Source organism: Limosilactobacillus panis (assembly GCF_019797825.1).
Lineage (GTDB): Bacteria > Bacillota > Bacilli > Lactobacillales > Lactobacillaceae > Limosilactobacillus > Limosilactobacillus panis_A.
In genome coordinates this window covers 1,720,883-1,747,167 of sequence record NZ_CP081855.1, presented here as the reverse complement: position 1 = coordinate 1,747,167, position 26,285 = coordinate 1,720,883, and the positions used below count along the sequence as shown (strand labels likewise).

Here is a 26,285-nt window from a genome sequence, read left to right as displayed (position 1 = left end):
AACTTTGATATCACAGTACTTACGGCGTGCATACGCCGTTGCCGAGCTCCGTCAACGGCATCCAGCAGGATTGCCGTCAGAGTAGCCTTCATGGCTCAACACATTATTTGATGGTGTGGGGTTAAGAATGCGTGGAATCAATAAATGGTGAATTTTATAGAAGTAATTGCGATTATCTAGTAATTAATACTTGGATGTGTGTTAAAAGCCCGTTCTATTAGTTCTTGAACGTCTGACCAAAAAGGATGTGAGGCTATGTCGGATGAAAAAAAGTCTGAAAGTATCGAAGAGCGATACGAGAAAGCAAAGAATTATTTAAAGCGATACTCCCATTCCAGTCGGAAACTGTATCAAGCTATTCTGAAGGCTTTACCGCCATTAAAGGTTAATGATCAATACGATTCAGAAAGTATTGATTTAACAATTAAGGCCGGAAAGATCATGGATTTGCTTGGTGAAGCATCGCGAACTTGGAACGTAGCAATTCATTGGTTGTATACAGTTTGCAATCCTAAAATCAAGAAACGTTCCAATCCGAAGTACAGTCCAGTGTATGAGGAACATGCTACTCAGCTACCATTAAATCGCTTTGGTGAGCTAGATCACATGGTGACAGATGAACAAGGTAATCTTATCAGGGCAGGCGATAAGCTGGTTGGTGATGATCGCTTTGTTGGCAAGGGATGTGAAGACTATGGCTCTGCTTGGGATGACAACGGTAATGTTATTAAACGTGATAACAATAACCATCCGGTCTTAGATGGCTTTACTAAGTGGATAGCGCAGAAGATTAATCACTTACAAGAAATTTGTTGTCGTAATCCGAAACGTGATCGTCATTTTGCAGCTTTTTTAAGCAACCATACTCGGGATGATGAGGAAAATAAGCGGAATGGCGAGGTAGAACATAAAGAAGCGCATAGTCATTTGGTGATTGATATGCCAACTCGTCGCACCCGGTATCGGATGATGGAATTACTTGGTTATAATTTTGATGATTTGACTAAGACTTTTAAGTGGATAGACCAAATTGATGATCAACGAAAAGAGCGAATCGAAGCGTTCTTGGGAACGCTTTCGGGTGCAATGCAGAATTATGTTGTGACTAAGCACTATGTCTCTTCACTTCAATATTTGATACACCAAAGTAGTAAAGCTAAGCGTGACCAGAAGACGCCGTATGCGGTTGATGAAGTAATCAGTTGGTTACCAGATGATCCTGGTAAAAGCTATTCAAGTATTGCAGGTGTTTATGATGACGAAATGGTTGCAAATGGTATTGATACGGCTATCGTTCGGAATCTTCATAGTCCTTACAACATTGCACATCATACTGCGAGGTTGGTAGGACGCAATGATGGTGATCGGGTATTTTCTGGACACCAGTTAGCTAAGTTGCGAAGTTTAGGTACAAAGGGTGCGGGAAAAATGAATTTTAGTAAGAAATCAAAGAAAATGATTCTTGACCAATTGATGGAATGGATTTATTCGGGGCGGATGCAGGTGACTGACTGGAAAGATGCAATCCATGCTGCATTTGATGATGGTGATGCTGCTAGTTTGATTGCTGACCAGGACTTTATTAAACGTTTGACTGCAGTAATGGATGACCAGCGTGAATCTACCATTAATGATGTTAATGCGGATCGTAATATGAACACTATCTTTATTACCGCTGCCCAAGGAGGTATTGGAAAATCTTACCTGGCGAGTCGTTTATGTCAGTATTTAGAAAAGGGACGGACACCATATATGACTGCAGCTGAAGACAAGGGCAAGACTGTAGATTATTGGCAAGATTATCAAGATCAAGCGTCCGCCGTGATTGATGAGGTTTCACCATCATCAATTGAGTGGAGTGCACTTAAGGATATGCTGGATCCGCATAAGATTCCGCGTGTTTCCAGTCGCTTTCACAATACGAGTCCTTGGAACTTGAATTTATTGATTATGACAAACGTCTATTCTGATGGAATTGCAGGCTATGTACGTGACGTTCTTCATTATGCTCCTGGTGTGGTGAAGCTAGGCTATCTAGAACAAAGTGATTCATATGGTAAAACTTGGCAGTTAAAGACTAATGATCCTGAAGCCGGCCAAATCTATTTGTCACAACTAAGTCAATTATTGCGGCGCTTACCAATTAATGTTCATTTGTGCCCAACTGATGATGGTAAAGGGACTGAAATAACGGTATCAATCATTAACTTTCGTCCCGGTGGACGTGCAGTTAGACATTACGATTATGTTTATACACGCCAATCTGATCACGTTTTTAAGACTGTTATTAATGAAGATTTATCCGATCAAGATATGGAACGCATTGTAAAGACTGTTGCCAAAATGATTAAAGATCTCCAGGTAAAAGCTACAACAATCTTCCGTCAAAATCCTAATGCCATTCTTAATGGTTCAAATGGATTCTTGGAACGTCATGCGAATTTTGGTGTTTATGTTAAAAATGATCAAGCCTATCTTTCAGAAGAAAAGGGACAGGAAAATAGTTCAGACTATCGGGGACTATTTAACGGTACAGGAAAAACTTCACCAACTACTAATATGCTATCGACATTAAATAATCTGAGATATGAATTATGGCCAGAATTTGTTAATAAAGATAACAATTTCAAGCCTGATCTAAACCAATTTACGGCGTTAATGCGTGGATTTCTGGTGCCAATTCGACGTGGTTATGGTGATGAGTGGATTGTGGCTAGGCTAAGTGATAAGGCAATAAATTTGCTTAAAACTCATCGTGCAACTGACTTAGTAATGCACTTAAATTCGATCGATTCTATCGACAAGGATGATGACTACTTTGAATTGAAAACGAGTAAGAAAGTTGCACGAATTTTAACGAATTGATAATTAGTGGGTGCCACAAAACGTGGCGGGAAAGTGGTGGGGATTTGACTACTTTGAACCATAAAGTAGGACGTGTTCTGGTTCTCCTTGCGGCACAAAAGAGAAGGTGGAACCCAGCCTAAACAGGTCCCAAATTGGGTGGCTTAGGTTGCTGTGTTTTGCTTCTGTTTGTTACACACAAATGAAGGCCAAAAAGGAGATTATTAAGAACAAAAAGCGGCAGGATGGTTCTTGATTTTAGAGGTGCAGGGGGAATGAAATTCTCTTTGCCAAGTAGGCCTAGTGATATCACTAGGTAACTACTTGCCCGTTGCTTTTCTGGCCTTATTGCTAGTTGATTGGCACGTGTAGCCAATCAACATGAGCGCGGAAATTAAAGGACCTTAAGGGCCATAATGACCAAGTGAATTTTAGCAATTTAATTGATGATTTTATCATCAATTAACGGCCAGAATTGCAACGTTATCCACACTAGAAAGGAGTGATTTGATGCTGAATAATAACCAATTAATCAAACGGAAACAGCAGATTAAAATGCATCGTCGAGTGCCGGAGAAAAAGCACCCATACTTGCTACGAATTCCACAAAGTGACTTTGAAAAACTTCAAGCTGTAGTAGGCGATGAGTCGATGAGTAAAGTGCTACTTCGAGGAATGAAAACCGAATTGGACTATCATTTAGCGGTGCAGAATTTGATGAAAGAATTACCTGATTTTCAATCGGTAAAGCAATTAGATGAGTGGCGCTTTAGACATCTGAAAAGTAGCCCGGAATTGCTTGCTAAGCATGTGATGCCCGCAACAATTAAAGCTTATTTATGTCGGTTAGAACAGCACGATAAATTGAAACAGTTTGCTTTAATTCAGTGGAATTCGATTGTGTACTACTTAAATCGGATTGGCGTTAATTTAAATCAACTAGCTCATCAGGCTAATCAAGGTAATGCAGTGAACAGTGAGCAGCTACAAAAGTTAATTCAAGCGACCGTGAATTTATCAAGTCTCATAAATAACAAATTCAAAGGTGATGATAGCAATGTACGTTAAGAGTAATTACATTACCAACGCATATGGACGGTTGAAGTATCTCTTTGATGAACCAGCGCATGATGGTTCAGCTCAGCGTGTACTCGGTGTGAATAGTTCGCATGTGTATTTATGGGGACCACGTGGTCAACCATATTTATCGCAAAGTGGTTACTTCTTAAATCAACAGTTTAGGATGGTTAGACGCCGAGCTACAAACAAACGAAAGCGACAACAAGCGCAACATTTGATTTGTTCATTCTCAGAAAGTGAGATGCCGACAGACGATCCAAAACAATTTGATTTGGAAGTTGCCCAAATTAACCAGTTAGTCGGCGGATTTATGAAACAATACTTTCCTAATACACAGTGGGTGTCGGCGGTACAAGCTGATGGTCAAGAAGGTCATAAACTACATTGTCACATTCTGATTAATAGTGTGTACCCTGATGGCAAATGTGTTCGAACTAATTCTTTTAGCGTCAGTAAATTACGCCATGAATGGAATGATTATCTGAACAATCATTTTCTCGAGGTCACTGGTCATGTGTATGTTAATCCATTTGACAAGGAAAAGTCAGGTGAGGTAATCAAACCTAAGGGATGGCAGGCCGTTCTTAAGAATACGTTGAGTTGGGCGCGGAGTCAGGCAAAGTCTATTGAAGAGTATTTATTACTACTAAAAGATAAAGATATTACGGTGACAAAGCGTAATAAGAAAGGCGACTGGTCGTATCACATGACCGTAAATGGTAAAGAGAAGACCATTCGTGACTTTTACCAACGTCGCGATCGAAAGACCGGATTAGTTAAATCAACGCGTGGAGTGGGGAAGGAGTTTACACCGCTCAAATTGAATAATTATTTTAACCAAAAACAGGAAACTAAGGAGGTTTCAGTCGATGAAGAATCTAAAAAATTCCATGGACGATCTGAACAACTTGTTGAAGCCAACAGGCAACAGCGACAAAGGTTCCAAGAATACATCGCACGACAACAACTTGAAGCAGATGATGAAGAGCCTGGCAACCAAGCAGGATCTACAAAACTGGACGGGCGATATCAGCAAGACTCTAAACAATCAGAAGAACAATCTGAACCAGGGAGTTAGTGACATTGCCCACCAGGCTATTAAGGATGCTTGGAATGATGGTCGTACTAAGTCATACGCAGACCTAGAACAGAAATTTGAAGGCCAACAAGCGAGAATTGATCGTATGAATATTTCAAAAGCACAAGCCGAAGTAATTGCCAGTGCTGATCATTCGAAGATTGAACAATTGAATCAAGTTGTTAATAAGCTAGTTGTTGTGATTAATCACAATAGTAATTTGCTGCGACAGTTAATCAATGAGGTTCAACAGCCAGTTGATATTGATGGACAGGACTTGTTACGTGTAATGCGCGAAGAGGCTAACTCTACAACCAGTCAGCTTCTAAGTAGGGAAGTGGTTACCTATATTAACCAAGTTAAGAATTCGATTAAAGAAGATAAACGGGAAGTCACTGAGTCACATAAGGTGATGAAGGATGCCCTAACTAAGTTTTCAAACTCGGCATTAGTTATTTTAGCAGGGATTGTTCTAGCAGGGGTGATGCCCTGGTGGCCTGTAAAGATTATTGTTGGCGTTGGATCAATTATTGGAGGGATTATCTATGGTAAAGATTTATAAGAATCACTGTAATGGTTTTAATGGTGAAGTACAAGATGCTTCTCCGTTGAATGTAGAAAATACACAAGAATACTGTGATGCTGTCGCAATGGCAAAATTTAAATTGAGTACAAGTGTGCGGTATTTGGAAGGGCCATTTGACCAGCTTGCTGATTCAATGCAAAATTTGTGGTCAAGTGAAGGAATGCAAGTACCTGGTTTTGCAACAAAGTTCGCTGATTGTTGGTCAAATGATGACTATGTAGCATTTTGTGAGCAGGTGAAGCTCTGGGCACTAGATCATGAAAAGGATCCCTTCAGTGAACTTTATCGGCGAGTACGTGAACTTATCTTATGTGATAAGAAGTCCCTTCAACTATTAACGATTCGTAAGTTACTGGATAAGTCAAACGAGAATGAAAAAGTTCTATTTAAACAGCAAGCGAATGTTCAACAGCTATGTAATGAAATTGGTGAAAAAGATGATCAGATTTTCGTTGAGGACGATAGTTTCGAACATTCAAGTACTCAATTTGAACGTTTGAAGTCATTAGTACAATCTATGCGGCAGCATTCTAATTATCTTGTTAATCAGCGGCTTACGCGTCATCAAATGATTAGTGTCAATGCCGATAAACAAGCAAAAATTATTGCTAAGCCAGTTCCAGCAACTAAGGAACCTAATCAACCAACGGTGAATAAGGCTAAGGATAAGGATGATGGTCTTGAATTGTAAACAAAAAAGCGACTATCCCCAGCTACCAACTTTGGAAAGTCACTTTTAATAACAATAATTAGGATTGTTATCCTGCTCATTATCCATCTAATCGTTGCAGATGTAAATCGCATTGAATAATAAAGGATGATGAATAACATGAAAAAAGTAATGGATTATCAAGACTTACGGAATCTCGGTTATCCTCAAAATCAAGCTCGACGTATTATCCGTCAAGCTAAACGTAATCTTGTTAAACAAGGGTTTGCATTTTATAATGGTAAGCGAGTTGGTTTAGTACCAACGGCTGCCATTGCTGAAATTATCGCTCTTCCAGATTTGGAGGACGATAAGCAATGAAATCAACGAAAATTGATGGATATAAATATGTCCGTATCGATGAGAACGGGCATTTTTTCTACCAAGTATTTTTAGGACGAGACAGCGAAGGTAAACAACATTTTAAAAAGGGCCGTAAAGATCAAAAGGGGCTAAATTTTACTTCAGCTAAAGCCACGGAAGCAGAAGCTATGCGAGTTAAAGTCGAATATATGAATCGACACGCCGAAGATTTACGTCGTATCACGTACGGGAAATTTGTTCGCCAGGATTTTTTACCTAAATATAAAGCTGATGTGGAAGATAGTACTTATAATTCACATATGCGAATGATTATGCTATCAGTAGACCGATTTGATGATCGTATTCTGGATCAGATTAGTGTTCGTGACTGCGAAGAATACCGAACTTGGCTAATGAGTGATTCTGGGTTTTCGCGTGATTATGCTAATGTTTGCTATGTGGCTTTTCGTCAATCATTAGGCTATGCAGAACACTTAGGCTTAATTACTACTAACGTGGCAATGAAAACGAAGGCAATTCCTAAGGGAAAGGCCGTTGCTAAATACTGGACGAAAGCTGAGTTCGAAAAAGTCTTGAGTCAGATTAGTACCGATGGATTTTATGAATATTGCCTGTATGTAATGCTACTATTCTATTATCGAACCGGTGTCCGGGTTTCTGAAGGCTTTGCTTTAACATGGGATGATATTGACCTAGTTAATCAAAAGGCGCGAATCTTTCATACTATGTATTACAAGAATAAGGATGATTATCGAATTAAGCCTTATACTAAGACAAAAGCTGGGAAACGGGTTATTACCTTAGATGATGAATTAGTTCAAATCTTAAGAGATTGGCGTCAAGCGCAATTAGATCATGGAGTTAAAAAGTTTGTTCTTTCTTATGATGATCGTCCAATGATTAAATCGACTTTAAATAATGTACTGCATAAATATGCTAAGTTGGCTGGTGTACCAGGAATCAATGGACGTGGTTTAAGGCATTCTCATGCTTCTTATTTAATCGCTGAATTAGGAGCCGATGTCCTGACGGTATCAAAGCGATTAGGACATAGTAGCCCTGCCGTGACCCTTCGCTATTACGCTCACATGTTTGATCGTAATGATGAGTTAATTGCCGATAAGATGGTGGGTTCAATGGACTTAACACCGGCTAAACAGTCCCAAGTTAAATTTAATGGCAATCAAGTGGTACCCTTTACTAAAGTTGTATAGGTGGTTGTTTGCCAAACTGTTTGCCATAAAAGTAAACAAACGCGCAAACCCTTGGTATAACTAACATGCTAGTTAGATTTCTATTATTGATATCGAATAGAATCATAATTCCATTCATAACATAAAACAATATATCAAGCATTAGTGATTATCGCTTTAGGACAGTATTACAAGGTTAAATGCTTACCAAGCATTAGCTTTTAAATTTACCGAACTTATATTTAGCCCCCTAACTTGGGCCCAAATTTGATTCAAGCTAGGGGACTTTTCGTAATGGAAATAAAGGGACCGGGAAATAACGGCAATTACTTTTTGGCCCTTCCTAATTAGTCAACCAGAAGCACTAGCCGGTGAGCAGCTATTAGTTTTAAAATGAGCTGGAACCGCCCGCGGCGATCTTGGCGAAGTTACCAGAAACATCAGTGTTTTTAGTTGGTGTCCAATCGGGAGTTCCGTTCGTACTTTGGTCGACGAGAGCAACTGGCTCGCCGTCGTGAAATGCGAAGGCATAGGTAATATGCGTTGCCGCGTTGCCCGGCCGGTCGTAGTTGTAAATGGCGACGACGTTATATGCGTACGGGCCCTTCCCTGACGGTGCCCAGCCGATTGAATCATTCGTGCCATTAACGGTCGTTTGGCCAAATTCACTTGGGTACTCCATCCCTGACTTTGTCCCGATGTTTCCGTGACCACTGTATTTCTCGTATTGCTGGTTCATGGTCGGTGCCCAGTCATCCATAAACTGGGCCAGCTTTTGATCCTTACTGCTATTCCACGGTGTTGACGACTGGTTGTTGTTAACCGTGGCGGATGAACTGGTGCTAGAACTATCGGCTTCGTTGTGCTTAGCTGACGAACTATTTGTGCAACCGGATAGAATCAGGCCTGCCACCAGAACCACCGCCAGGGTATGTGTTAAACGATGTTTTTTCATTTTTCTCCCCCAAAACAAAAGTAACTTTTTCTTCTTCATTAAATTATAAATACCGTTATTTTGCAAACCTATTCCAGGATGGCTAATACCTCCGCGCTACTTGGCCGCCAGCCCTCATAAAGGTTAAACAGCACGCTATCTCTGGCAGTGCGGTATGCGAGCTGGTCCTTAAACTGGTGCTGGCAGATGGTAAGCTTCTGATCGTCAAACGGTGGCTCAGCACTTGGCCGCGTAACCGGCTGATTGATGGGGACCAGTTGTACTTGTTCCGCCATCTTTTTATAGTTAGCAGCATTCATTGCCACAATGAGTTGTTTTTGGTGGCGGGGGAAATACAGGTACTGGTGATGCTGTCTAGCCAGTAGTTGCAAGAAAGTCTTGGTTGCCCGGCCATTTTCTTCACGGAAGGGGTGCAGGGTGTTGATGTTGTCAAGCAACTCCACATATCTTTCGATTGATGGCTGTTTTTCACCAATCACTGGCTGAAGCAGGTCATGTTCAATATATTGCTATGCCAGGGGGATGGTTGCCGCTGGCTGGGCGTAGAAGTCCATACCATCCGTCCGCTTATGAAGGTCGTAGTCTGTACGTACCTGTCCCGCCCAGGTATAAATAGTGCCCAGCAGTCTTTTATGAACCGTACACAAGTCATCAAGATTAGTTATTCGTGGCGCTTGTGTCAGTATTAGTTGAATTTGTTGACAGACCGTTTGAAACTCCTTGGCGGCTAATCGTTGAGCATCATGAATTTTTAACTTGTTTTTCAGGCAGCCATTGGGGTAACAAAAGCGGCGGAAGAATTGGTCATTATTCATTGGAGTGTACCTTCCTTCACTTTAGATATGAGAAGATTCCGTGACTGATGACACTATTAAAGACCCTTATGGACTTTTCTGTCCACTTTAAAACCTTTATTGATAATATTTTACCTCTGCTTTATTGACCAGTTTACCTAATGTTTCCGCAGCTATCTAATATGGCGGGTAGGAAGGAACAACTCAGATCCGGACCGTGTGGTGCCTTCATACACTTTAAACAAGAAACCACACATCGGTAGTTGACCTGACGGCTCGTGACTCATTACAATAAACGTGACGAAGGCGGTACAGGGGACCTCTCCGGTACCGCCTTTATTCATTTGAAGGAGGAATCGTAATGGAAGAAGAAAAAGTTATCAATAACTACTTCTATGATGAAGCAGCTTACGATTATCACGACGCAGGGTACGTTCCGCTGAAAGAACCGCAGACGCCCCAGCAGCCTTTAAATATTCCTGGACTCTTGAAACCGGATAAGGAAACGGCCACGGATATGTATTACACCATCGTGGCCCAGACGGGTGAGGTACAGCTCCTTCCCGGGAAGAAAACGCAGACCTGGGGCTACAATGGTCCCCTGTTGGGCAAGACGGTGGTCTTTAAACGGGGCAAGACGATTCACGTCCACCTGGTCAACCACTTGCCCGAGGTCACAACCTTCCACTGGCACGGCCTTGCTATTCCGGGACCCATCGAGGATGGTGGCTGCCATGCCCCCGTCTATCCTGGTAAGAGTCGGGACGTCACCTTCAAAATTAACCAGCCAGCCGCCTTTGTTTGGCTTCACGCCCACCCGTGTCCATCAACGGCAGAACAGGTTTGGCATGGTCTGGCTGGCGGTGCCATCGTCCAGGACGACCATGAGGCCAGTTTGCCATTGCCACGGAACTACGGGGTTGACGACATTCCAATTATCCTGCAAGACCGTCGCTTTCATAAGGACAACCAGTGGGATTACCGGGCCGACTACGATCCAGATGGCGTCGCGGGACCAACGCCGATGATTAACGGGACAATTAATCCGTACTTTGACGTCACTACCCAAAAGGTCCGGCTTCGTTTCCTCGATGGGGCCAACCGGCGAGAATTTCGGCTGCACTTCAGCGATGATTTGGAATTCGCTCAGATTGCCGGTGACCTAAGTCTTCTGCCGCACCCAGTCAAAATGACCAAGCTGCTGATCACCTGTGCTGAACGACAGGAAATCATCGTTGACTTTGGTAAGTATAAGCCGGGCGATGTGGTCACCCTGTACTCTGACGATGTCCCGCTGGTCCACTTCCGGATTCATGAATTTAAGCCGGACCACACCACGCTTCCGCAACAGCTCTTTGAAACGCCGGACCCAGCAGTTGATCCCGATCTGCCTGTTCACCACGTTACCCTAGATGGGATGGATGAATCCGTAGCGATAAACGGTAAGAAGTTCAAGATGGACCGGATTGACTACAAGATGCCACTGCATAAGGTCCAGATTTGGGACATTGAGAACACCAATCCAGCTCCCGGCATGATTCACCCCTACCACATGCACGGGACGGCCTTTGAAGTGATTTCTCGTGATGGGCATGCTCCCTACCCGAATGAGCGCGGGTTGAAGGATACCGTTGCGGTTAACCCAGGTGAGCATGTTCGAATCAAAGTCTGGTTCAACGTGGCCGGGGTCTTCATGTACCATTGCCATATCATTGAACACGAAGATGGCGGGATGATGGCCCAATTGCAAGTTGTTGATCCAGCCGACCCGAACAAGAAATACCATTTGATGAACCACATGACGCTGATGAAGGCCTTTGCCGAGGAGCGGCACGTACCGATGGACCAGCTTTGGCTCGGTGGGATGGATTCCTATAAGAAGATGGGAATGGAGATGTAGCTTGCTGTGGCCCAAAAAATAAGAGTTAAAAATATTTGAATTGAAGCTGGCTAGTAGGAAAATAATCTTCATATTTGCCAAAGCAGATCCGCTTAGTCAGTAAATCCTAGATGAAAAAGCAATCCTTTATAGGAAGCAGGATTTTCTTCAAGGTGAACTCGGCGGCCGGCGATTTGCCATTCAGAATATAAAGGCAGATTGCAAGAAATAACTTGAACGAATTTAGTGACGTAGATTAAGCAGGAAGATCTCGATTGGTGTATGCCAATTAAGACATTTAAGTGGCCGGGAATTCAGATACCGATTGATTTGAACCAGTTGGTAATCACTTAGTTCTTCAATGGCTTGTCCCTTGGGAATAAACCGTCGCAAAACTCGGTTACAGTTCTCATTACTACCGCGTTCGTGCGGTGAATAGGCATGGGCAAAGTAAACCTGAGTACCAGTTCGCTGCTCAATTGCCTGGTAGTTAGCGAACTCTTTACCATGATCTATGGTAAGCGTCTTGAGCTTGTCTTGAAGTTGACTAGCTAGTTCAAGTACGGCTTGAGTCATGGACCGACTGTCGCGACCATGGAGCCGTTTAACAATTGTCAGGCGACTCTTACGCTCCACAAAAGTAGCCACAGCTTGACCTTTACGTTTGCCAGAAAGTACGGTATCAGCTTCAAAGTGGCCGAATTCCTGGCGAGTTTCGACTTTATGAGGCCGCTCCTCAATGGAGCGGCCGTGACTGAACGTACCACGCTTTTCTTTAGCACGATGACGACGAATCCCATGATCAGGCAAATCGGGCAACTGTATATCAAGCCATCCTTGATCAATCCAGTTATAGACCGTCTTGTAGGCAATTCCAACTACATGGGCAACTTGTTCAGGGGACCACTTCTGGACTTGAATCTTTTCTTCGATCAAGTGTTTAAGGTTTTTAGTGAGCGAAGACTTCCGCCCCCGTTGACTAACCTTGCGTTCAAAGTCAGTTTGCGCTAGCTCAGCCTGGTACTCACTATTTAGCCGGTGAAGTTCGTTAAAGACTGTGGTTTTACTAAAGCCTAAGTAGTTAGCGATGTATCGCAAGGAACGTCCTTCATTATGAAGCGTTTCAATGACAACACGGTTCTGGAATGATAAAATAGTGGTGCTCATCAAGGTCCTTCTTTCTAATGGATTGTACGGTAACACCATTAAAGACCTTGATGGGTTTTTCTGTCCACTTAAATGTTCAACTTAAATTTTACAATCTACCCTTTATTAAAAAATGCCGGCTTCCCTTATTACAAAATAGTTAATTCCGCCCCCAGCTTATCCGCCATAAAATGAATGTATTTTGTTGAATAAATTATTAACAATTTCACTAATTAGCTATATACTGAAGCTGCCTGATATTTATACAAAAAGAAGGGTAATTTTGAATAAAAATACTGTTGGAAAAATTAGCCTGATGAGTTTAGTCTTGATGATCTTCTCATCAATTTACGGCTTTAGTAATGCGCAGAACGCCTATTTTCAAATGGGTTATGCCAGTATTATTTGGTATGTCTTAACGGCGATCCTTTTCTTTGCGCCATCTTCATTCATGTTTGCGGAGTACGGTGCTTCCTTCAAGGATGCCCACGGGGGAATCTATTCCTGGCTTCGGGGGTCAATCGGTGAAAAGCCAGCCTTCATTGGTTCCTTTATCTGGTTAGCTGCCTGGGTGGTTTGGCTGGTTTCCTCGACCCAGTTTTTCCTGGTTTCCGTTTCAACAATGATTTCGGGGACCGATAAAACCCAAACTTGGCACTTGTTTGGGTTAGGCGCAAACGAAACTCTCGGGATTCTGGAAATCATCTTCCTATTTGTTGTTACCCTAATTGCTTCGCGCGGAATTAACGTTATTTCACGAATTGCCTCAATTTGTGGGGTCTTTACCATCGGGATTGCCGTTCTTTTCGTGGTCCTTAGTTTAATTATCTGGGTAATGCAGGGCGGCCAATTGGCCGAGCCCTTGACAACCACGGCAATGGTTAAGTCACCCAACAGTAGTTTTGTATCGCCAATCGCGGTTATTTCCTTCATCGTCTATGCCTTATTTGCTTATGGTGGAATGGAGACGACGGCTGGTTTAATTGACTCCGTTAAAAAGCCGGAAAAGACTTTTCCCCGGGCCGTTATTATTGCGACAATTATGATGACTGTCATTTACATCATTACCGTCTTCGTTTGCGGAGTTACCGCTAACTGGCACCATTTGCTCGGTAAGTCGAGTGTTAACCTGGCCAACGTTGAATATGTTTTGATTGAAAATATGGGGGCCGTCTTTGGCGCTAAGCTGGGGCTCAGCCATGCTGGCGCACTGCTGCTTGGGAAAATCTTTGCTCAGTTTACTGCCTTTACCGATGTCTTCGGCGGACTGGGAGCGGCCTTCGTAATGACTTATTCCCCAATTAAGTCCTTCATTGAAGGGTGTGACCCCCGGCTCTTGCCAAGGAGGTTGACAAAACTCAACAATGTCCAGATGCCGGCTAACGCAATGTGGTTTCAAGCCATCTTAGTCAGCGCCATCATCCTCTTTATTTCTTTTGGTGGTGATACGGCTGGTAAATTTTATACCGTCCTGACCGATATGATGAATGTTTCCTCGTCGGCACCGTATCTGTTCCTGATTGGGGCCTTCCCCTTCTTTAAGATGAAGAAGGACCTTGACCGGCCGTTTATCTTCTACAAGAGCATGACGACCACCTGGATTGTCAGTGTCATTGTCTGGTTAGTTGTGGCAGTCGGGATCCTCTTTACCTGCATTGAACCAATGCTGGAGCATGACTATTCCACGGCCTTCTGGACCGCCTTTGGGCCCGTCTTCTTTGGCTTATTAGCGTGGGTATTTTACAGCTTGGCAGAAAAACGGGTACTTTGAAAATTGGGTAGAAAAAATCCCCGCAGTTTGGGCGAACGCTCAACTGCGGGGATTCTTTCGTGTCTTTGATAAATTTAGTGGCGAACCTGGCCATTACCGGTGATTTCGTATTTGATAGTGGTTAACTGGTCTAACCCCATTGGTCCCCGGGCGTGCAACTTTTGGGTACTGATACCAATTTCAGCACCAAAGCCAAACATCCCCCCGTCGGTGAAGCGGGTCGAGGCGTTTACGTATACACAGGCCGAATTGATTCGCCGCTGGAAGTCCTGACCGCGTGAAAGACTATCGGTAATGATAACTTCGGAGTGGTGGGTACTGTGCTTATTGATATGGCTGACGGCATCGTCAAGTGAGTCCACAACCTTAACCGCCATGATCAAGTCATTGTATTCAGTGTCCCAATCCTTTTCAGTGGCGGCTTGCATTCCGGGAACAATTTCCTGGGCCACTTCATCCCCCCGGAGTTGGACGCCGTGGTCAGTCAACGCCTTAGCAAGCGTTGGCAAGTATTTAGCGGCAACGTCACGGTGAACCAGTATTTTTTCAGCAGCATTGCAGACGGATGGCCGCTGGACCTTGGCGTTGACGGTAATGTTGGTGGCCATTTCTAAGCTGGCATCCTTGTCGACATAAACGTGGCAATTCCCCGCTCCGGTTTCAATTACCGGCACGGTCGCGGTCTTTACGACCCGCTGAATTAGTTCCCGGCCTCCCCGAGGAATCAAGACATCAATGTAATCGGTCATATTCATCATTTCCTGGGCCTGTTCGTGGCTCGTGTCTTCAACAAGTTGAACGGCATTTTCTGGAAGGTGTTTTGCCTTTAGGGCCTCCCTTAAGACGTTCACGAGGGCGGTGTTTGTTCGAATGGCTTCCTTGCCACCCCGTAAGATGACCGCGTTGCCGCTCTTAAATGTTAGCCCAGTTGCGTCGACCGTGACGTTTGGCCGGGCCTCGAAGATGATCCCAATGACACCGAGGGGAACCCGCCGTTGTAATATTTGCAGTCCATCAGCAGTGATCCAGCCCTTATCAATCTTGGCAGTTGGGTCGGCCAGTCGGGCAACGTTACGGAGGCCGTTTGCCATGTCGGTAATTCGCTGGGCATTGATCATCAACCGATCAGTAAATTTCTTCGGCATATCGACCGCTGCAGTAAGGTCCTCCTTATTAGCAGCAATAATCTGTTTCTGCTTTTCTTCTAGGGCTGTTGCCATTGCCAGCAGCGCCTTATTTTTCGTGGTTGTATCCAGCAGGGCTACTTGATTTGCCGCTGCTTTTGCCTGTTGACCAATTGTAATTAACTTTGCATCCATTTTAATTCCTCCTTACTTACTGAACCGGGTTCCCACCGGGTCACCATTTAATACTTTAAAAATTACGCGGGGGTCCTTTCCGTTGCATAGGACCATCTTCTTGTTAGCCTTCATCATGGTAGTAGCCGCATGGAGCTTAGTGACCATTCCACCGGTCCCAAAACGGGTGCTGGAACCACTAGCAGCTTTTTCTAATTCGGGCGTGACCTCTTTAATATGCCGGATTGGTTGGGCATCAGGATACTTATGCGGGTCCTTATCGTAGAAGGCATCGATATCGGAGAGCACGATCAGGAGGTCAGCGCCCATTCGGGTAGAGACAAGGGCGGAAAGCTCATCGTTATCACTGAAGGTCGTGTGGTGGTCAAGTTCGTCAACGGCCACGGAGTCGTTTTCATTGATGATTGGAATAACGTGATCCTTTAGAAGTACACCGAGAGTATTCAATACGTGCTGGCGACTGACCGGAAAGTGTAAAACATCTCTGGTTAACAGCAATTGGGCGACCTTGGTCTGGTAATTAAGGAAGCGTTGGGAATAAATCCGCATTAATTCGGTCTGACCAACTGACGCCAGCGCCTGTTGGTCAGCAATTTCGTGGGGACGCTGGGTAAGGCCTTCACTAGCTAGGCCCACCCCCATTGCACCGGATGAAACCAGGGTGACTTCATAGCCCTGGTTATTAAGAGTAGCGAGTACAAAGGCTAAGGAGTCAATTGTCTTCAGGTTTGTCCGGCCGTTGGGAAGGATCAAACTACTCGTCCCAATCTTGACAACAACTCGTTTCACGTTTTCCAGCATCATTGGTCATCCTTTCTAAAACAAAAGCACGCCTTAATCGAGACACCAGTGACGGCGTTACCATTCTCGTTTAAAGACGTGCTTTACTCTTTTTTTATTATTATTAACGTGTTTAACTTATAGCTTGGATTCGGCTTAACGGTGCGGTCGCTTACAGCCAGTGACGACCACTCTCTGGAACCTTCCTACTATGACTATGCCCTTAGTTTATATTCTTTTTGAAAGCATTGTCAAGAGAAAGATTGGAATTCGATGAGAAAATTAAGCTGCCGCTGCTTGCTTAGGGGCCTTAATGAACATCCCCGTAATGATTGAAAGAATTGTAACCAGGAATGGGAAGAAGGCCCATGGGATAAACTGCAGGGGGTTGATTTGGAGGGTACCAACAATGAACACGCCGGAAACACTCCATGGCACAATGGCGTTGACCGCGGCCCCGGCATCGTTAAGAATCCGCGTCAAGAACTTTCGCTTCAAACCTAAATTATCAAAGGCGTGTAAGAATGACTGACCAGGGAGGATGATTGCAAGGTAGTGTTCACCAACAGTCAGGTTGACCCCGATACAAGTGATGGCGGTCGCTAACGTTACCCGACCAGGAGTCTTCACGATTCCGGACAGGTGGTTAATGATAGCGTTGATGATGTTAAATTTGATGAGCAAACCACCAAGGGCCAGGGCAAAGATAATCAATGCCAGAGAAGTCAGCATACTTGCGATGCCACCTTTGGAAAGCAAGGTATCAATGGTCTTGTCACCGGTGTGGGAAACGTAACCCATCATAATGGTCTTAGTAATTGTAGTGATACTAGTCGTTGGGGCGTGGAACCAACCCAATGCTGCGGCGAAGAGGGAACCAAGTCCTAATGAAGGAATTGCGGGAACTTGCAAAATTGCCAAAACAATCAAAAGTAGTACTGGTAACAGCGCCCAACCGGAAATCCAGAAGCCGTTGGCCAGGCCATCCATCATCTTGTGGACGGCTGACAGACTAACATTTTTAGAGTTCAACCCTAAAACGGTGTAGAGGACAACGCAGATTGCCCAGGCAGGGATATCAGTGATCATTAAAGCTTTGATGTGTTCGTAGATGCTGATTTTACCAACGCTGGCTGCGAGGTTAGTGGTTCCGGATAGTGGTGAAATATTGGATCCACAGAAGGCTCCGGAGACGATGACCCCAGAAGTCAAACCAGGGTTGATTTTTAAGGTTGCCCCAATCCCAATGAAGGCGATCCCCATTGTGGAAACGGTAGTGAAGGAACTACCACAGGCAACGCCGACCAGGGTACAAACGATGAAAACCGTTGGCAGGAAAAATTTAACTGAGATAATCTCAAAGCCGAAGTACATGATCGTGGGAATGGTCCCCGAGAAAATCCAGGTCGCAATGAGGACCCCGATGGACAGGAAAATGATCAGCGGGTCAACCCCGGCCCGGAGCCCATCGCGCATCCCGTCCATAACCGTGTTCCATTTAAAACCCCGCAGCCGACCGTAAACGGCAAGAAGGGTAAAGGCAATGAACAGGGGCGCCTGGGGTTCCTGTTGCTTAAAGATAATTAAGAAACCAAGGATACATAAGATAACAATTAAGACAGTGAGACTTTCACCAAAACCAAAGGTGGGTTCGAGATGATTCTTTTTCTTTAATGACTTCATAATTCTTCTTCCTCCGCAAATAGCTAGTAAACAAAAAACACCAACTGGAAATCAGGGCGTTAGCTCAATCCAGTTGGTGATATTAACCGAAAATAATTGCTCGAAAAAAGAGCTTCACCTTTACTAGATTGATGCACCTAGCAAGGGGCTCACAAAATACAGCTCTGCTGGTGCGAACGTCCTTGTCCGCACCGGAGTACAGACATTAGACTACATAAGCATAGCCATAATAATACTTGTTAGCAGTGTTTTGTGAGTGTTGAATCATTATTGCCCTTTCCTTTCGTAATTTGTTGTTGCTATTATTAAAGCATTCTCATTTTGCTTTGTCAATCTCTAATTTTAAATTTCTTGAATTATCTTGTAATCGTCCTTTATTGGGTAACTGGTACAGATTTCACCGATTACCGCTCACCGGGGGCAGCAAATAGTGGTATAGTAAATATAAAAACAACGGAAAGTGGGGAGAGAAAATGGCTAAGTACACTGTTGAACTGACCGAAGAAGATCTGCAAATGATTAAGGACTGCCATTCCAAGAACCCTTCAATTATGAAGGCAATGGAAAACGCTAAGAAAGAAAACTAGTTACTCTTTTTTCTTTCCGGGCCGCTGCTGGTAAGTCACTTGCCAGCAGCGGCCTTTTTCACTTGACGGTTGTGAATGTTTGAATAAGGAAAGAAGGTTGTGGATATGTCACTAGTAGATATTTTGATTGCCCTGGTGCCGGCGTTTGGCCTTGGATTCCAGGTTATCAGTATGCAATTGATTGGTGGTAAGTACACGAATAAGGTAATGGGGATGGCGATTGTCACCCTGGTTGTCGGGATTGCCGTTTACTTCATTAAGCAACCGGTATTGACACCGGCGCTGTGGATTGGCTCGGCCCTCAGTGGAATTGGTTTCTGTATCGGAATCATCTTACAGGTAAAGAGTTTCTCCCTGGTTGGGGTCACGATGACGATGCCCATCTCTGTCGGTGAGCAATTGGTCGGGACCGCCTTGGTCGGAGCAATTTGCTTCCATGAATGGACGTCGGTTAACCAGTGGCTCCTCGGAATTGGGGCCCTGATTCTGATTGTCGGTGGGATTGCTATGACGGCCTATCACGAGAAGAGTGAGCAGGGGAGCAACGTTAAGAAAGGAATGCTCTACCTCCTGATTTCTTCGCTTGGCTTTGTCGCTTACGCATCCTTCCCAACGGCATTTAAGCTCAGTGGTTGGGACGTTGTTTTCCCACAAGCGGTCGCTATCTTCGTTACCATGGTTATCCTCTGTGCCTTTGAAAAGAATAACCAGATGTTTGGTATCAAGACTTGGCAGAACATGGCAACCGGTGCCTGCTTTGCCATCGCCAACTTGGGGATTATCTTCTCTAACCAGATTAACGGGGTGGCAGTTGGCTACACCATTTCCCAGTTAAACGTTATTATTTCGACCCTTGGTGGCCTCTGGATCCTGCATGAGTCCAAGACCCCAAAGGAAACCAAGTTTACCATTGCCGGTGTTATCCTAGTGGTCGCTGGTGGCATCATGATTGGGATTACCAAGTAAAATAGCAATTATTCTTCATAAATAGTAAGGCAAGTGGCTCATACGTTGAAAAACGGGAGCCTCTTTTTATTTATTAATCTTTTTAGGGACAGACTTCAGAACACAGGGGTAAATGATGATGGCGACAAATTGACGTCATCCACTTAACAACGTTGGTAGTGACGTTAAACTCTTCCATTAGCTTGGGAAAAGAAATATTCATTGCCGTTTCGACAATGACCCCACAAAAAGACATCAGCCTGGTTGCCACGATGGCGGTATTAACTTCGCACTGTAAAGGAAAAATGAATAAACAATAACAAACCGTTGCTTTTTATGTGAATTCGATTAGAATTGACAGTAATAAGTGAAAAAGGATGATAGCAATGGCGGATGATTTTTAGCTTTGTTGGGTACCGGTATCAAGAAGGCAACGTTAAAGTGTTGATTTTGCAACGAATTCAGCGGTGCTACGACGGCTTATCCCTTGTACCCTAAATTGCTGTTTACTCTTAGAAATTGTCTCATAAAAAGGAAAGGTGATTGCGGTATGCGTGTAAAGGCAACGGTTGAACGAACATACTTAGAAGCGGTTTTTGACAAGTTAGGCTTTTCAAAGCAAGATAGTCACTTACTTGCCGACACATTAGTTGATGCTGACCTTCGTGGAATTTCCTCCCACGGGATTCAGCGGTTAGCCTGGTACCGGCGGATGATCAAGGACGGGACAATTATCCCAACAAAGCAACCTAAGGTACTCCGGGAATTACCGGGTACTGTCCTTGTTGATGCTAACCAAAATATGGGCCAAATTGCGGCCCACCTGGCAATGAACAAGGTAATTGAGAAGGCCAAAAAGGTTGGTGTCGGCATTGGGGTCGTCCGCAATTCAAATCACTTTGGGATTGCCGGCTACTATGCTCGTCAGGCGTTGAATGCTGGATTAGTTGGGATTGCGCTCACCAATACTCGTCCCCTGGTAGTCCCGACCAACGCGACCCAAGCCTTTTTGGGTTCTAACGCCTTTGCCTTTGGTTTCCCCGCTAGTCCCCACCCGTTCATGTTTGATGGGGCCACGGCTGCCGTGGCAGGTGGTAAGATTCAGGTTGCTGACAAGAAGGGCCAGGAGTTGCCAGGTGAATGGGTCGTTGATAAGAACCGTGACGTTGTTAAGGACCCGAAGGAAGCCGAAGATATCCTAGCCACGGCAGCCTTTAGTGCGGGCCCACAAAAGGGTGGCGGCTTAGTCACCCTTGGTGGTAACAAGGAAGTTAATGCCAACTATAAGGGGATGGGTAACTCAATCGTCGTTGAACTGCTGACGGGAATTCTGGCTCAGGGTTCAATTTCGGCCGACACAGTCAAAGGCAAGCACGACTTCAGTCAATTCCTCTTTGCCTTTGACCCGGCCTTTTTCGGTGACCCGGAGACCCTGAAGAAAGACGCCACCGCAATGCTAAACCGGATTCGAGGACTGAAACACGTTCCTGGCAAGCAAACTTGGGTCCCAGGCGATCGGGAATACCGTTACTTGAAGGAAAACCAGCAAAACGGGGTGGCAGTCGACGATAAGACCTATGAAGAAATTACTGCAATCGGTAAAGAACTCAGTATTGAGGTCCCTCAATCGATCTAAGCATGCTTCTAAGGTATAGTAAGTGATTAAATGAAAGTATTACCCTTCTGTCCGTTGATTAGGTACAATTATAGGTAAACAGAAGGGAGACTTGGACAATGAAAAAAGCATTCTTTGCAAGCAAGGGTCAAATGGAACTGAAGGACGTTGATAAGCCAACGGTTCAGAAGTCTGATGACGTAATTATTAAGGTATTACGGGCATGTGTTTGTGGTTCCGACCTGTGGAACTTCCGGGGAATCAACCTGGTTGAAGCCCACTCCGAGAACTCCGGGCACGAGGCGATCGGGGTCGTTGAAGAAGTCGGTGACGACATCACTACGGTCAAGCCTGGTGACTTCGTAATTGCTCCATTTACCCACGGTTGCGGACAGTGTGCTGCCTGCCAGGCCGGCTTTGACGGTTCCTGCCAGGCACACGCTGGTAACTTTTCTTCCGGGGTACAGGCTGAATATATTCGCTTCCGACACGGTCAATGGGCGCTGGTAAAGATTCCTGGTAAGCCCGAAGACTACAGTGAAGGGATGAAGAAGTCCCTTCTGACACTGGCGGATGTTGTGGCAACTGGTTACCACGCTGCCCGGGTCGCCAATGTTGGTGCCGGTGACACAGTTGTCGTAATGGGTGATGGTGCGGTTGGCCTGTGTGCAATCATCGCTGCAAAGATGCGGGGTGCTAACAAGATCATCTCCACCAGCCGCCATGCCGACCGGCAAGCGCTTGCCAAAGAGTTCGGGGCCACCGATAACGTTGCCGTTCGTGGTGACGAGGCGGTTAAGATCATTATGGACCTGACTAACGGTGCCGGTGCTGACGCGGTCCTTGAATGTGTCGGGACCGAGCAGTCTACGGATACAGCAATGAAGGTTGGCCGTCCGGGCGCTATTGTTGGCCGGGTTGGCCTGCCACACACACCAAAGCAGGACATGACGACGCCATTCTACAAGAACACCATTGTGGCTGGGGGGCCAGCTTCCGTCACTACTTACGACAAGGAAGTCCTTCTCAAGGCCGTTCTTGACGGCGAGATCAACCCCCGGTAAGGTCTTTACGAAAGAATTTAATCTGGACCAGATTCAAGCCGCTTACGAGGCAATGGACCAGCGTCAAGCAATCAAGTCCTACCTGGTAATGGACTAAGTGAAATGGTATTTCATTTATATACCGAAAACTAAAGCTAGATTAAGGCGACGGAGCGTGTTTTCCTCAGAGAGCGGGTAAACTTTTTATTTGATATTAACTGTAATCGGTTGACAAGCTCCTTACGAAGGAATATTATTTACTTGAAAATAAATAAGTATATGTAGTAAAGAAATCATCAGGATATTTCTTATAATAGAATCGGTACTTATGACAAAGGGAAGGCAAATGTTTATTAGCAGTTGCTTTCCTTTTTGTTATCAACAATTAAATTAAAATTGGACTGAGGAAATGGGAAAATGGCCCTTAAAGAGGCAATTTTTTTGAATATTGGTGACTTTTAACGTATAGCAAAATTACGGAATGTGATACAATGGATAATGTGCTATGGCTTAGTCGGTATTAGGCCATCAATAAACGTTCTGGTAACTGCTACGGTTGCGAGCAGACCAGATGTAATAATCTATTTAATGAAGGTGTGTTTAAGATGATTCAAACAATTGATTTGAAAAAGGGCATGGTTTTTGAACGTGGCGGCAAACTGTTAAAGGTTCTGCAAATTAACCACCATAAGCCAGGTAAGGGTAACACTTTGATGCAGATGGACATCCAAGACGTTCGGACCGGTTCAATTGTCCACACAACGATGCGGCCATCTGAAAAGGTTGAACAGGTTAACGTTGACAAGCGTAACGCCCAATACCTTTACGACGAAGGCGACTCTGCCGTATTCATGGATTTGGAGAATTATAACCAATACACTTTAACCCACGACCAACTTGGTGACGACCGTAACTACCTGGTTGAAAACATGAACATCACCCTGAACTTTGTTAACGGCAACATCATCGGTGTTGAATTGCCAACCACTGTTGAAATGACTGTTGCTCAAACAGAACCAATGATCAAGGGTGCTACCATCGATGGTGGTGGTAAGCCTGCTACTATGAGCACCGGCTTAGTTGTTAACGTTCCAGCCTTCATTAAGACTGGTGACAAGCTGATCATCAACACCACTGATGGCAGTTACAAGTCCCGTGCATAATTTTTGAAAGACGATAATGAAAAGGTCCCGCTACCATTTTTGGCAGCGGGGCTTTTTACGTACCGGTGTTTAGGTGTATATTAAGAGAAAAACTAATTCTTGGGGGGAAGCACATTGGAAAATAGAAAATTAATCTTAGTTTTAATAGCGGGTGTCACACTCCTGCTCGCTGGCTGTGGTGCCCATTCTAACGGCAGCAGTCAACAGAGTTCGTCGTCCAGTTTGATTGCGGCAAAGACAAATGGCAAGGTTGATAAGGATAACCAATCGCCGCAGCAATCGGTTGCGGTAATCACTGCTTATGCTGGTAATAAGTACGGCAATAAGTGGGCTTCAACTGCCAAGTCAGCTCAACAGAAGGGCTTGCAGGTTAACCTTTTTCGGACGAATAAGTACTAGCTGAGTGACAATGGTCAGGGCGTTGCCTACAACGTGACCGTTAACGGTCAGCCGAGTGGCCTGGTATACACGTTAAAGGGAAGCAATGTCACCATTTATGAAAACGCCAATGCGGGTCAGGCCAAGAAACTGGGCACGGTTAGTCGTTCAAAGATGGTCGACTACCTGAATGATAATGGTCAGGGGCAGTTGGTTGATAACCTTGCCAAGGGGGCCAAGGTTGTTGGTAAGACCAATGGTGGTTTGACAAGCCCTAACACAGACAATGCGGGAACGAGTACGCAGACCGGTAAGTATGGTAATAAGGGGCCAGCCAGCGTGCCTAGTGATATGCAGGGTACTTGGTATACTGCTGATAATGATAATGATGGGACGGTCACCTTTGGCAGTCACACCTACCGTTATGATGGCCCCGATGGTGGTAGTACCGAATCACTGTATAAGCAGGATAACTCATTCTTGGAAGACGATAGTAATGCAACCGACGAGGCGGTGGTGGACGCTACGAAGGACTGGGCCCGGGCAATTTTTGTTAATGCTAAGGGGATGAACTGGCTTTGCATCCACGGCTGGACCCAAACGGCTGGTGCCGGAACTTACTTTGCCGTTCATAATGAAACCATTAACGGTAAGCAGGTTAAGGTTTTGGTTGAAGCTGGTGGTGCCGACCTCCACGTTGATGCGGTTTATTACCAGAGTCAAGACATGGCTAAGCAACAAGCAGATACGCAGTATGATGATTTAGACTATATGAATTAATGATGTAAAAATAAGTCTCCAGAGCTGAATCTTTGTTCAACTCTGGGGACTTATTTAAATTACCGAAAATTGCGGTGCTAATATTTCCGGTTCATTACCTTTTCAAAGTGATTGAGGAGCCGGGTTAAAGTGAAGGTTAAGACGAAGTAGATCAGCATTGTGATAAAGAGGGGCAGGACACCCTTATATGTGTCAGCCTGAACCAACTGAGTTTCGTACATCAGCTCGCTAACCCCGATAGTGGAGACCAGTGAACTATCCTTTAGCAGGGTGATAAATTCGTTTCCTAATGCTGGCCAACTATTCTTTAGGGCTTGGGGGATGATGACGTAGTGGAAGGCTTGGTGCTTCGTCATCCCCAGACTCCGGGCTGCTTCAGTCTGACCAATCGGCAGTGACTGGATCCCAGACCGGATGATTTCTGCCACATAGGCCCCCGAGTTGATTGACACGGCGATGATTCCGGCGAGCAGGGCCGGCAGCGACTGAATCAGGGCCCCAATTCCAAAGTAGACGAACATAATTTGGACCAGCATTGGGGTGCCCCGGATGAACTCAATGTAAGCAACCGCAATGCTGTGGAGGAGTTTGCTGCTGGATAACCGCATCAGGGCAAAAAGGATTCCGAGGAGGACACCAAACAGTGCCGAGATGATGGCAATCAGAAGGGTGTATTTAACCCCCTTGAGGAAGAATGACCAGTAATTGGCAACCGTATTGCTCTTATTGGTGGCCTTCATTTGCTTAGCAGCCTGGGGTAGCCACTTCTTTTGAATTAGGTGTTCTTTGTTAACCTTGTCGACCGTCTTGTTAGCGGCGTTCTCTAAGATGATGGCTCCTTTCGGGAAGGCCATGGCGACACCAGCCGTGTGGATTTTAATGTGCGAGTAGAAGGCGTATAGGTCGGGGTTGGCCGTTGCAAAAGCCTGGGCCGTTGCCGAATCCATCAGGACCCCGTCAAGTTTGTGGGACTGGAGGGCGATAACCAGTGAAGACCACTTAGCGAGTCCCTTTTCCTTAACATCGGGGATATTCCTCTTAATTAGAGAATATTCCATGGCCCCGTTTTCGGTCCCAACGGTTTTTCCCTTAAAATCGGTGTAGGTCTTGTACTTAGCCTTATCCTTCTTGTTGATCAGGAAATACTTGGTTCCCTTGTAGTACGGTTTGGAAAAATCAACGCTCTTCTTACGCTCGGGAGTGATGTTGATACCGGCAATTGCCACATCAATTTTGTGGGATTCCAAGGCCACGAGGAGTGAATCAAAGTCCATGTTCTTGATTTCCAGCTTTACCCCCAGGTCCTTAGCAAGTTGCTTTGCAAGGGACATTTCAAAACCAATGTACTCGGTCTTGCCGTTCTTCTTGGTGGTAAATTCGTATGGTGGGTAGCCCGCACTGGTGCCGACGACCAGGACACCCTTTTGCTTGATCTTTTGCAGTGAATCATCGTTCGCTGGCGCACTGCTGGTTGTTGCACTAGTCTGACTGCTGTTGGAACTGGTGGTGTCCGCCAGGGCGGTCAGCGGTGAAACAACTATTGAAGCCAGGACAATGATTGCCATTATGAGATGTTTAATGTGCTTCATAGTTAATTCTCCTTTGCGTAAGAAATTCTAGTAATTAACTATGT

Annotated in this window: 22 protein-coding genes and 2 pseudogenes; 15 read left to right on the top strand and 9 right to left on the bottom strand. The window is 44.9% G+C overall.

The window, feature by feature from the left end; genetic code table 11:
• The first annotated feature begins 255 nt into the window (after positions 1-255).
• The 7 genes from KZE55_RS08400 to KZE55_RS08370 all read left to right on the top strand — a co-directional run bounded on the left by KZE55_RS08400 (position 256) and on the right by KZE55_RS08370 (position 7,835).
• Complete coding sequence (locus KZE55_RS08400; RefSeq protein WP_222258117.1) at positions 256-2,865, top strand: hypothetical protein; 2,610 nt, start codon at positions 256-258, stop codon at positions 2,863-2,865.
• A gap of 489 nt (positions 2,866-3,354) precedes the next feature.
• A complete protein-coding gene (mobC, locus tag KZE55_RS08395) occupies positions 3,355-3,912 on the top strand; it encodes a plasmid mobilization relaxosome protein MobC (RefSeq protein WP_222258116.1) in 558 nt (185 codons plus the stop codon).
• Positions 3,902-5,002, top strand: coding sequence for a relaxase/mobilization nuclease domain-containing protein (locus KZE55_RS08390; RefSeq protein WP_222258115.1), 1,101 nt, complete (start codon positions 3,902-3,904; stop codon positions 5,000-5,002). The genes mobC and KZE55_RS08390 overlap by 11 nt, the downstream gene beginning before the upstream one ends.
• 106 nt (positions 5,003-5,108) lie before the next feature.
• A complete protein-coding gene (locus KZE55_RS08385; RefSeq protein ID WP_222258114.1) occupies positions 5,109-5,564 on the top strand; it encodes a hypothetical protein in 456 nt (151 codons plus the stop codon).
• Entirely contained in the window at positions 5,548-6,279 is a 732-nt protein-coding gene (locus KZE55_RS08380; RefSeq protein WP_222258113.1) for a hypothetical protein, read from the top strand. Before KZE55_RS08385 ends, KZE55_RS08380 begins: the two co-directional genes overlap by 17 nt.
• 138 nt (positions 6,280-6,417) lie before the next feature.
• Positions 6,418-6,618 carry a DUF3173 family protein gene (locus KZE55_RS08375; RefSeq protein ID WP_222258112.1) on the top strand — a complete coding sequence of 67 codons (201 nt, stop codon included), beginning with the start codon at positions 6,418-6,420 and terminating at the stop codon, positions 6,616-6,618.
• The gene (locus tag KZE55_RS08370) at positions 6,615-7,835 is read left to right on the top strand and encodes a tyrosine-type recombinase/integrase (RefSeq protein WP_222258111.1); all 1,221 of its coding nucleotides are present in this window, start codon (positions 6,615-6,617) and stop codon (positions 7,833-7,835) included. The genes KZE55_RS08375 and KZE55_RS08370 overlap by 4 nt, the downstream gene beginning before the upstream one ends.
• A 367-nt stretch (positions 7,836-8,202) precedes the next feature.
• On the opposite strand, the gene KZE55_RS08365 is transcribed toward KZE55_RS08370, so the two are convergent.
• The 3 genes from KZE55_RS08365 to KZE55_RS08355 all read right to left on the bottom strand — a co-directional run bounded on the left by KZE55_RS08365 (position 8,203) and on the right by KZE55_RS08355 (position 9,584).
• Positions 8,203-8,769, bottom strand: coding sequence for a DUF4767 domain-containing protein (locus KZE55_RS08365; protein WP_222258110.1), 567 nt, complete (start codon positions 8,767-8,769; stop codon positions 8,203-8,205).
• A gap of 68 nt (positions 8,770-8,837) precedes the next feature.
• The gene (locus KZE55_RS08360; protein WP_222258109.1) at positions 8,838-9,248 is read right to left on the bottom strand and encodes a hypothetical protein; all 411 of its coding nucleotides are present in this window, start codon (positions 9,246-9,248) and stop codon (positions 8,838-8,840) included.
• 30 nt (positions 9,249-9,278) lie between these two features.
• Positions 9,279-9,584, bottom strand: a complete 306-nt coding sequence (locus tag KZE55_RS08355) for a hypothetical protein (protein ID WP_222258108.1) — start codon at positions 9,582-9,584, stop codon at positions 9,279-9,281.
• 340 nt (positions 9,585-9,924) lie between these two features.
• Between KZE55_RS08355 and KZE55_RS08350 the strand changes: the two genes are divergently transcribed.
• Positions 9,925-11,463: a multicopper oxidase family protein gene (locus KZE55_RS08350; protein WP_222258107.1), complete on the top strand. Its 1,539-nt coding sequence runs from the start codon at positions 9,925-9,927 to the stop codon at positions 11,461-11,463.
• Positions 11,464-11,685: 222 nt separating this feature from the next.
• Here KZE55_RS08350 and KZE55_RS08345 read toward each other — a convergent pair whose 3' ends face one another.
• Positions 11,686-12,609 (bottom strand): IS30 family transposase, encoded by a 924-nt coding sequence (locus KZE55_RS08345; RefSeq protein ID WP_222258106.1) that lies wholly within the window; start codon positions 12,607-12,609, stop codon positions 11,686-11,688.
• Positions 12,610-12,871: 262 nt separating this feature from the next.
• On the opposite strand from KZE55_RS08345, the gene yjeM reads away from it, so the two are divergent.
• Positions 12,872-14,359 (top strand): glutamate/gamma-aminobutyrate family transporter YjeM, encoded by a 1,488-nt coding sequence (gene yjeM / locus KZE55_RS08340; protein WP_222258105.1) that lies wholly within the window; start codon positions 12,872-12,874, stop codon positions 14,357-14,359.
• A gap of 74 nt (positions 14,360-14,433) precedes the next feature.
• Here the strand turns inward: yjeM and KZE55_RS08335 are convergent, their stop codons facing one another.
• From KZE55_RS08335 to KZE55_RS08325, 3 genes are all read right to left on the bottom strand, one after another.
• Complete coding sequence (locus KZE55_RS08335) at positions 14,434-15,678, bottom strand: glutamate-5-semialdehyde dehydrogenase (protein ID WP_222258104.1); 1,245 nt, start codon at positions 15,676-15,678, stop codon at positions 14,434-14,436.
• Between the two features lie 12 nt (positions 15,679-15,690).
• Positions 15,691-16,479 carry a glutamate 5-kinase gene (gene proB / locus KZE55_RS08330; protein ID WP_047768293.1) on the bottom strand — a complete coding sequence of 263 codons (789 nt, stop codon included), beginning with the start codon at positions 16,477-16,479 and terminating at the stop codon, positions 15,691-15,693.
• Between the two features lie 261 nt (positions 16,480-16,740).
• Positions 16,741-18,141, bottom strand: coding sequence for a Na+/H+ antiporter NhaC family protein (locus KZE55_RS08325; protein ID WP_222258103.1), 1,401 nt, complete (start codon positions 18,139-18,141; stop codon positions 16,741-16,743).
• Positions 18,142-18,833: 692 nt separating this feature from the next.
• On the opposite strand from KZE55_RS08325, the gene KZE55_RS08320 reads away from it, so the two are divergent.
• Entirely contained in the window at positions 18,834-19,694 is an 861-nt protein-coding gene (locus KZE55_RS08320; protein WP_222258102.1) for a GRP family sugar transporter, read from the top strand.
• A gap of 127 nt (positions 19,695-19,821) precedes the next feature.
• On the opposite strand, the pseudogene KZE55_RS10340 reads toward KZE55_RS08320, so the two are convergent.
• A pseudogene (locus KZE55_RS10340) lies at positions 19,822-19,929 on the bottom strand (MFS transporter); the annotation flags it as partial.
• Between the two features lie 294 nt (positions 19,930-20,223).
• On the opposite strand from KZE55_RS10340, the gene KZE55_RS08315 reads away from it, so the two are divergent.
• The 5 genes and pseudogenes from KZE55_RS08315 (at position 20,224) to KZE55_RS08300 (ending at position 24,652) form a co-directional block, all read left to right on the top strand.
• Positions 20,224-21,309 (top strand): Ldh family oxidoreductase, encoded by a 1,086-nt coding sequence (locus KZE55_RS08315; RefSeq protein ID WP_222258101.1) that lies wholly within the window; start codon positions 20,224-20,226, stop codon positions 21,307-21,309.
• 98 nt (positions 21,310-21,407) lie between these two features.
• Positions 21,408-22,449 (top strand): annotated as a pseudogene (locus tag KZE55_RS08310) (zinc-binding dehydrogenase).
• Between the two features lie 487 nt (positions 22,450-22,936).
• On the top strand, positions 22,937-23,494 hold the full coding sequence (efp, locus tag KZE55_RS08305) for an elongation factor P (protein ID WP_047768285.1): 558 nt from the start codon (positions 22,937-22,939) through the stop codon (positions 23,492-23,494).
• A gap of 114 nt (positions 23,495-23,608) precedes the next feature.
• Positions 23,609-23,893, top strand: a complete 285-nt coding sequence (locus KZE55_RS10445; protein WP_315853368.1) for a hypothetical protein — start codon at positions 23,609-23,611, stop codon at positions 23,891-23,893.
• A 33-nt stretch (positions 23,894-23,926) separates the two neighbouring features.
• Entirely contained in the window at positions 23,927-24,652 is a 726-nt protein-coding gene (locus KZE55_RS08300) for a hypothetical protein (RefSeq protein WP_315853367.1), read from the top strand.
• 77 nt (positions 24,653-24,729) lie between these two features.
• Here KZE55_RS08300 and KZE55_RS08295 read toward each other — a convergent pair whose 3' ends face one another.
• Positions 24,730-26,241, bottom strand: a complete 1,512-nt coding sequence (locus tag KZE55_RS08295; RefSeq protein ID WP_222258100.1) for an ABC transporter substrate-binding protein/permease — start codon at positions 26,239-26,241, stop codon at positions 24,730-24,732.
• Positions 26,242-26,285 lie beyond the last annotated feature (44 nt).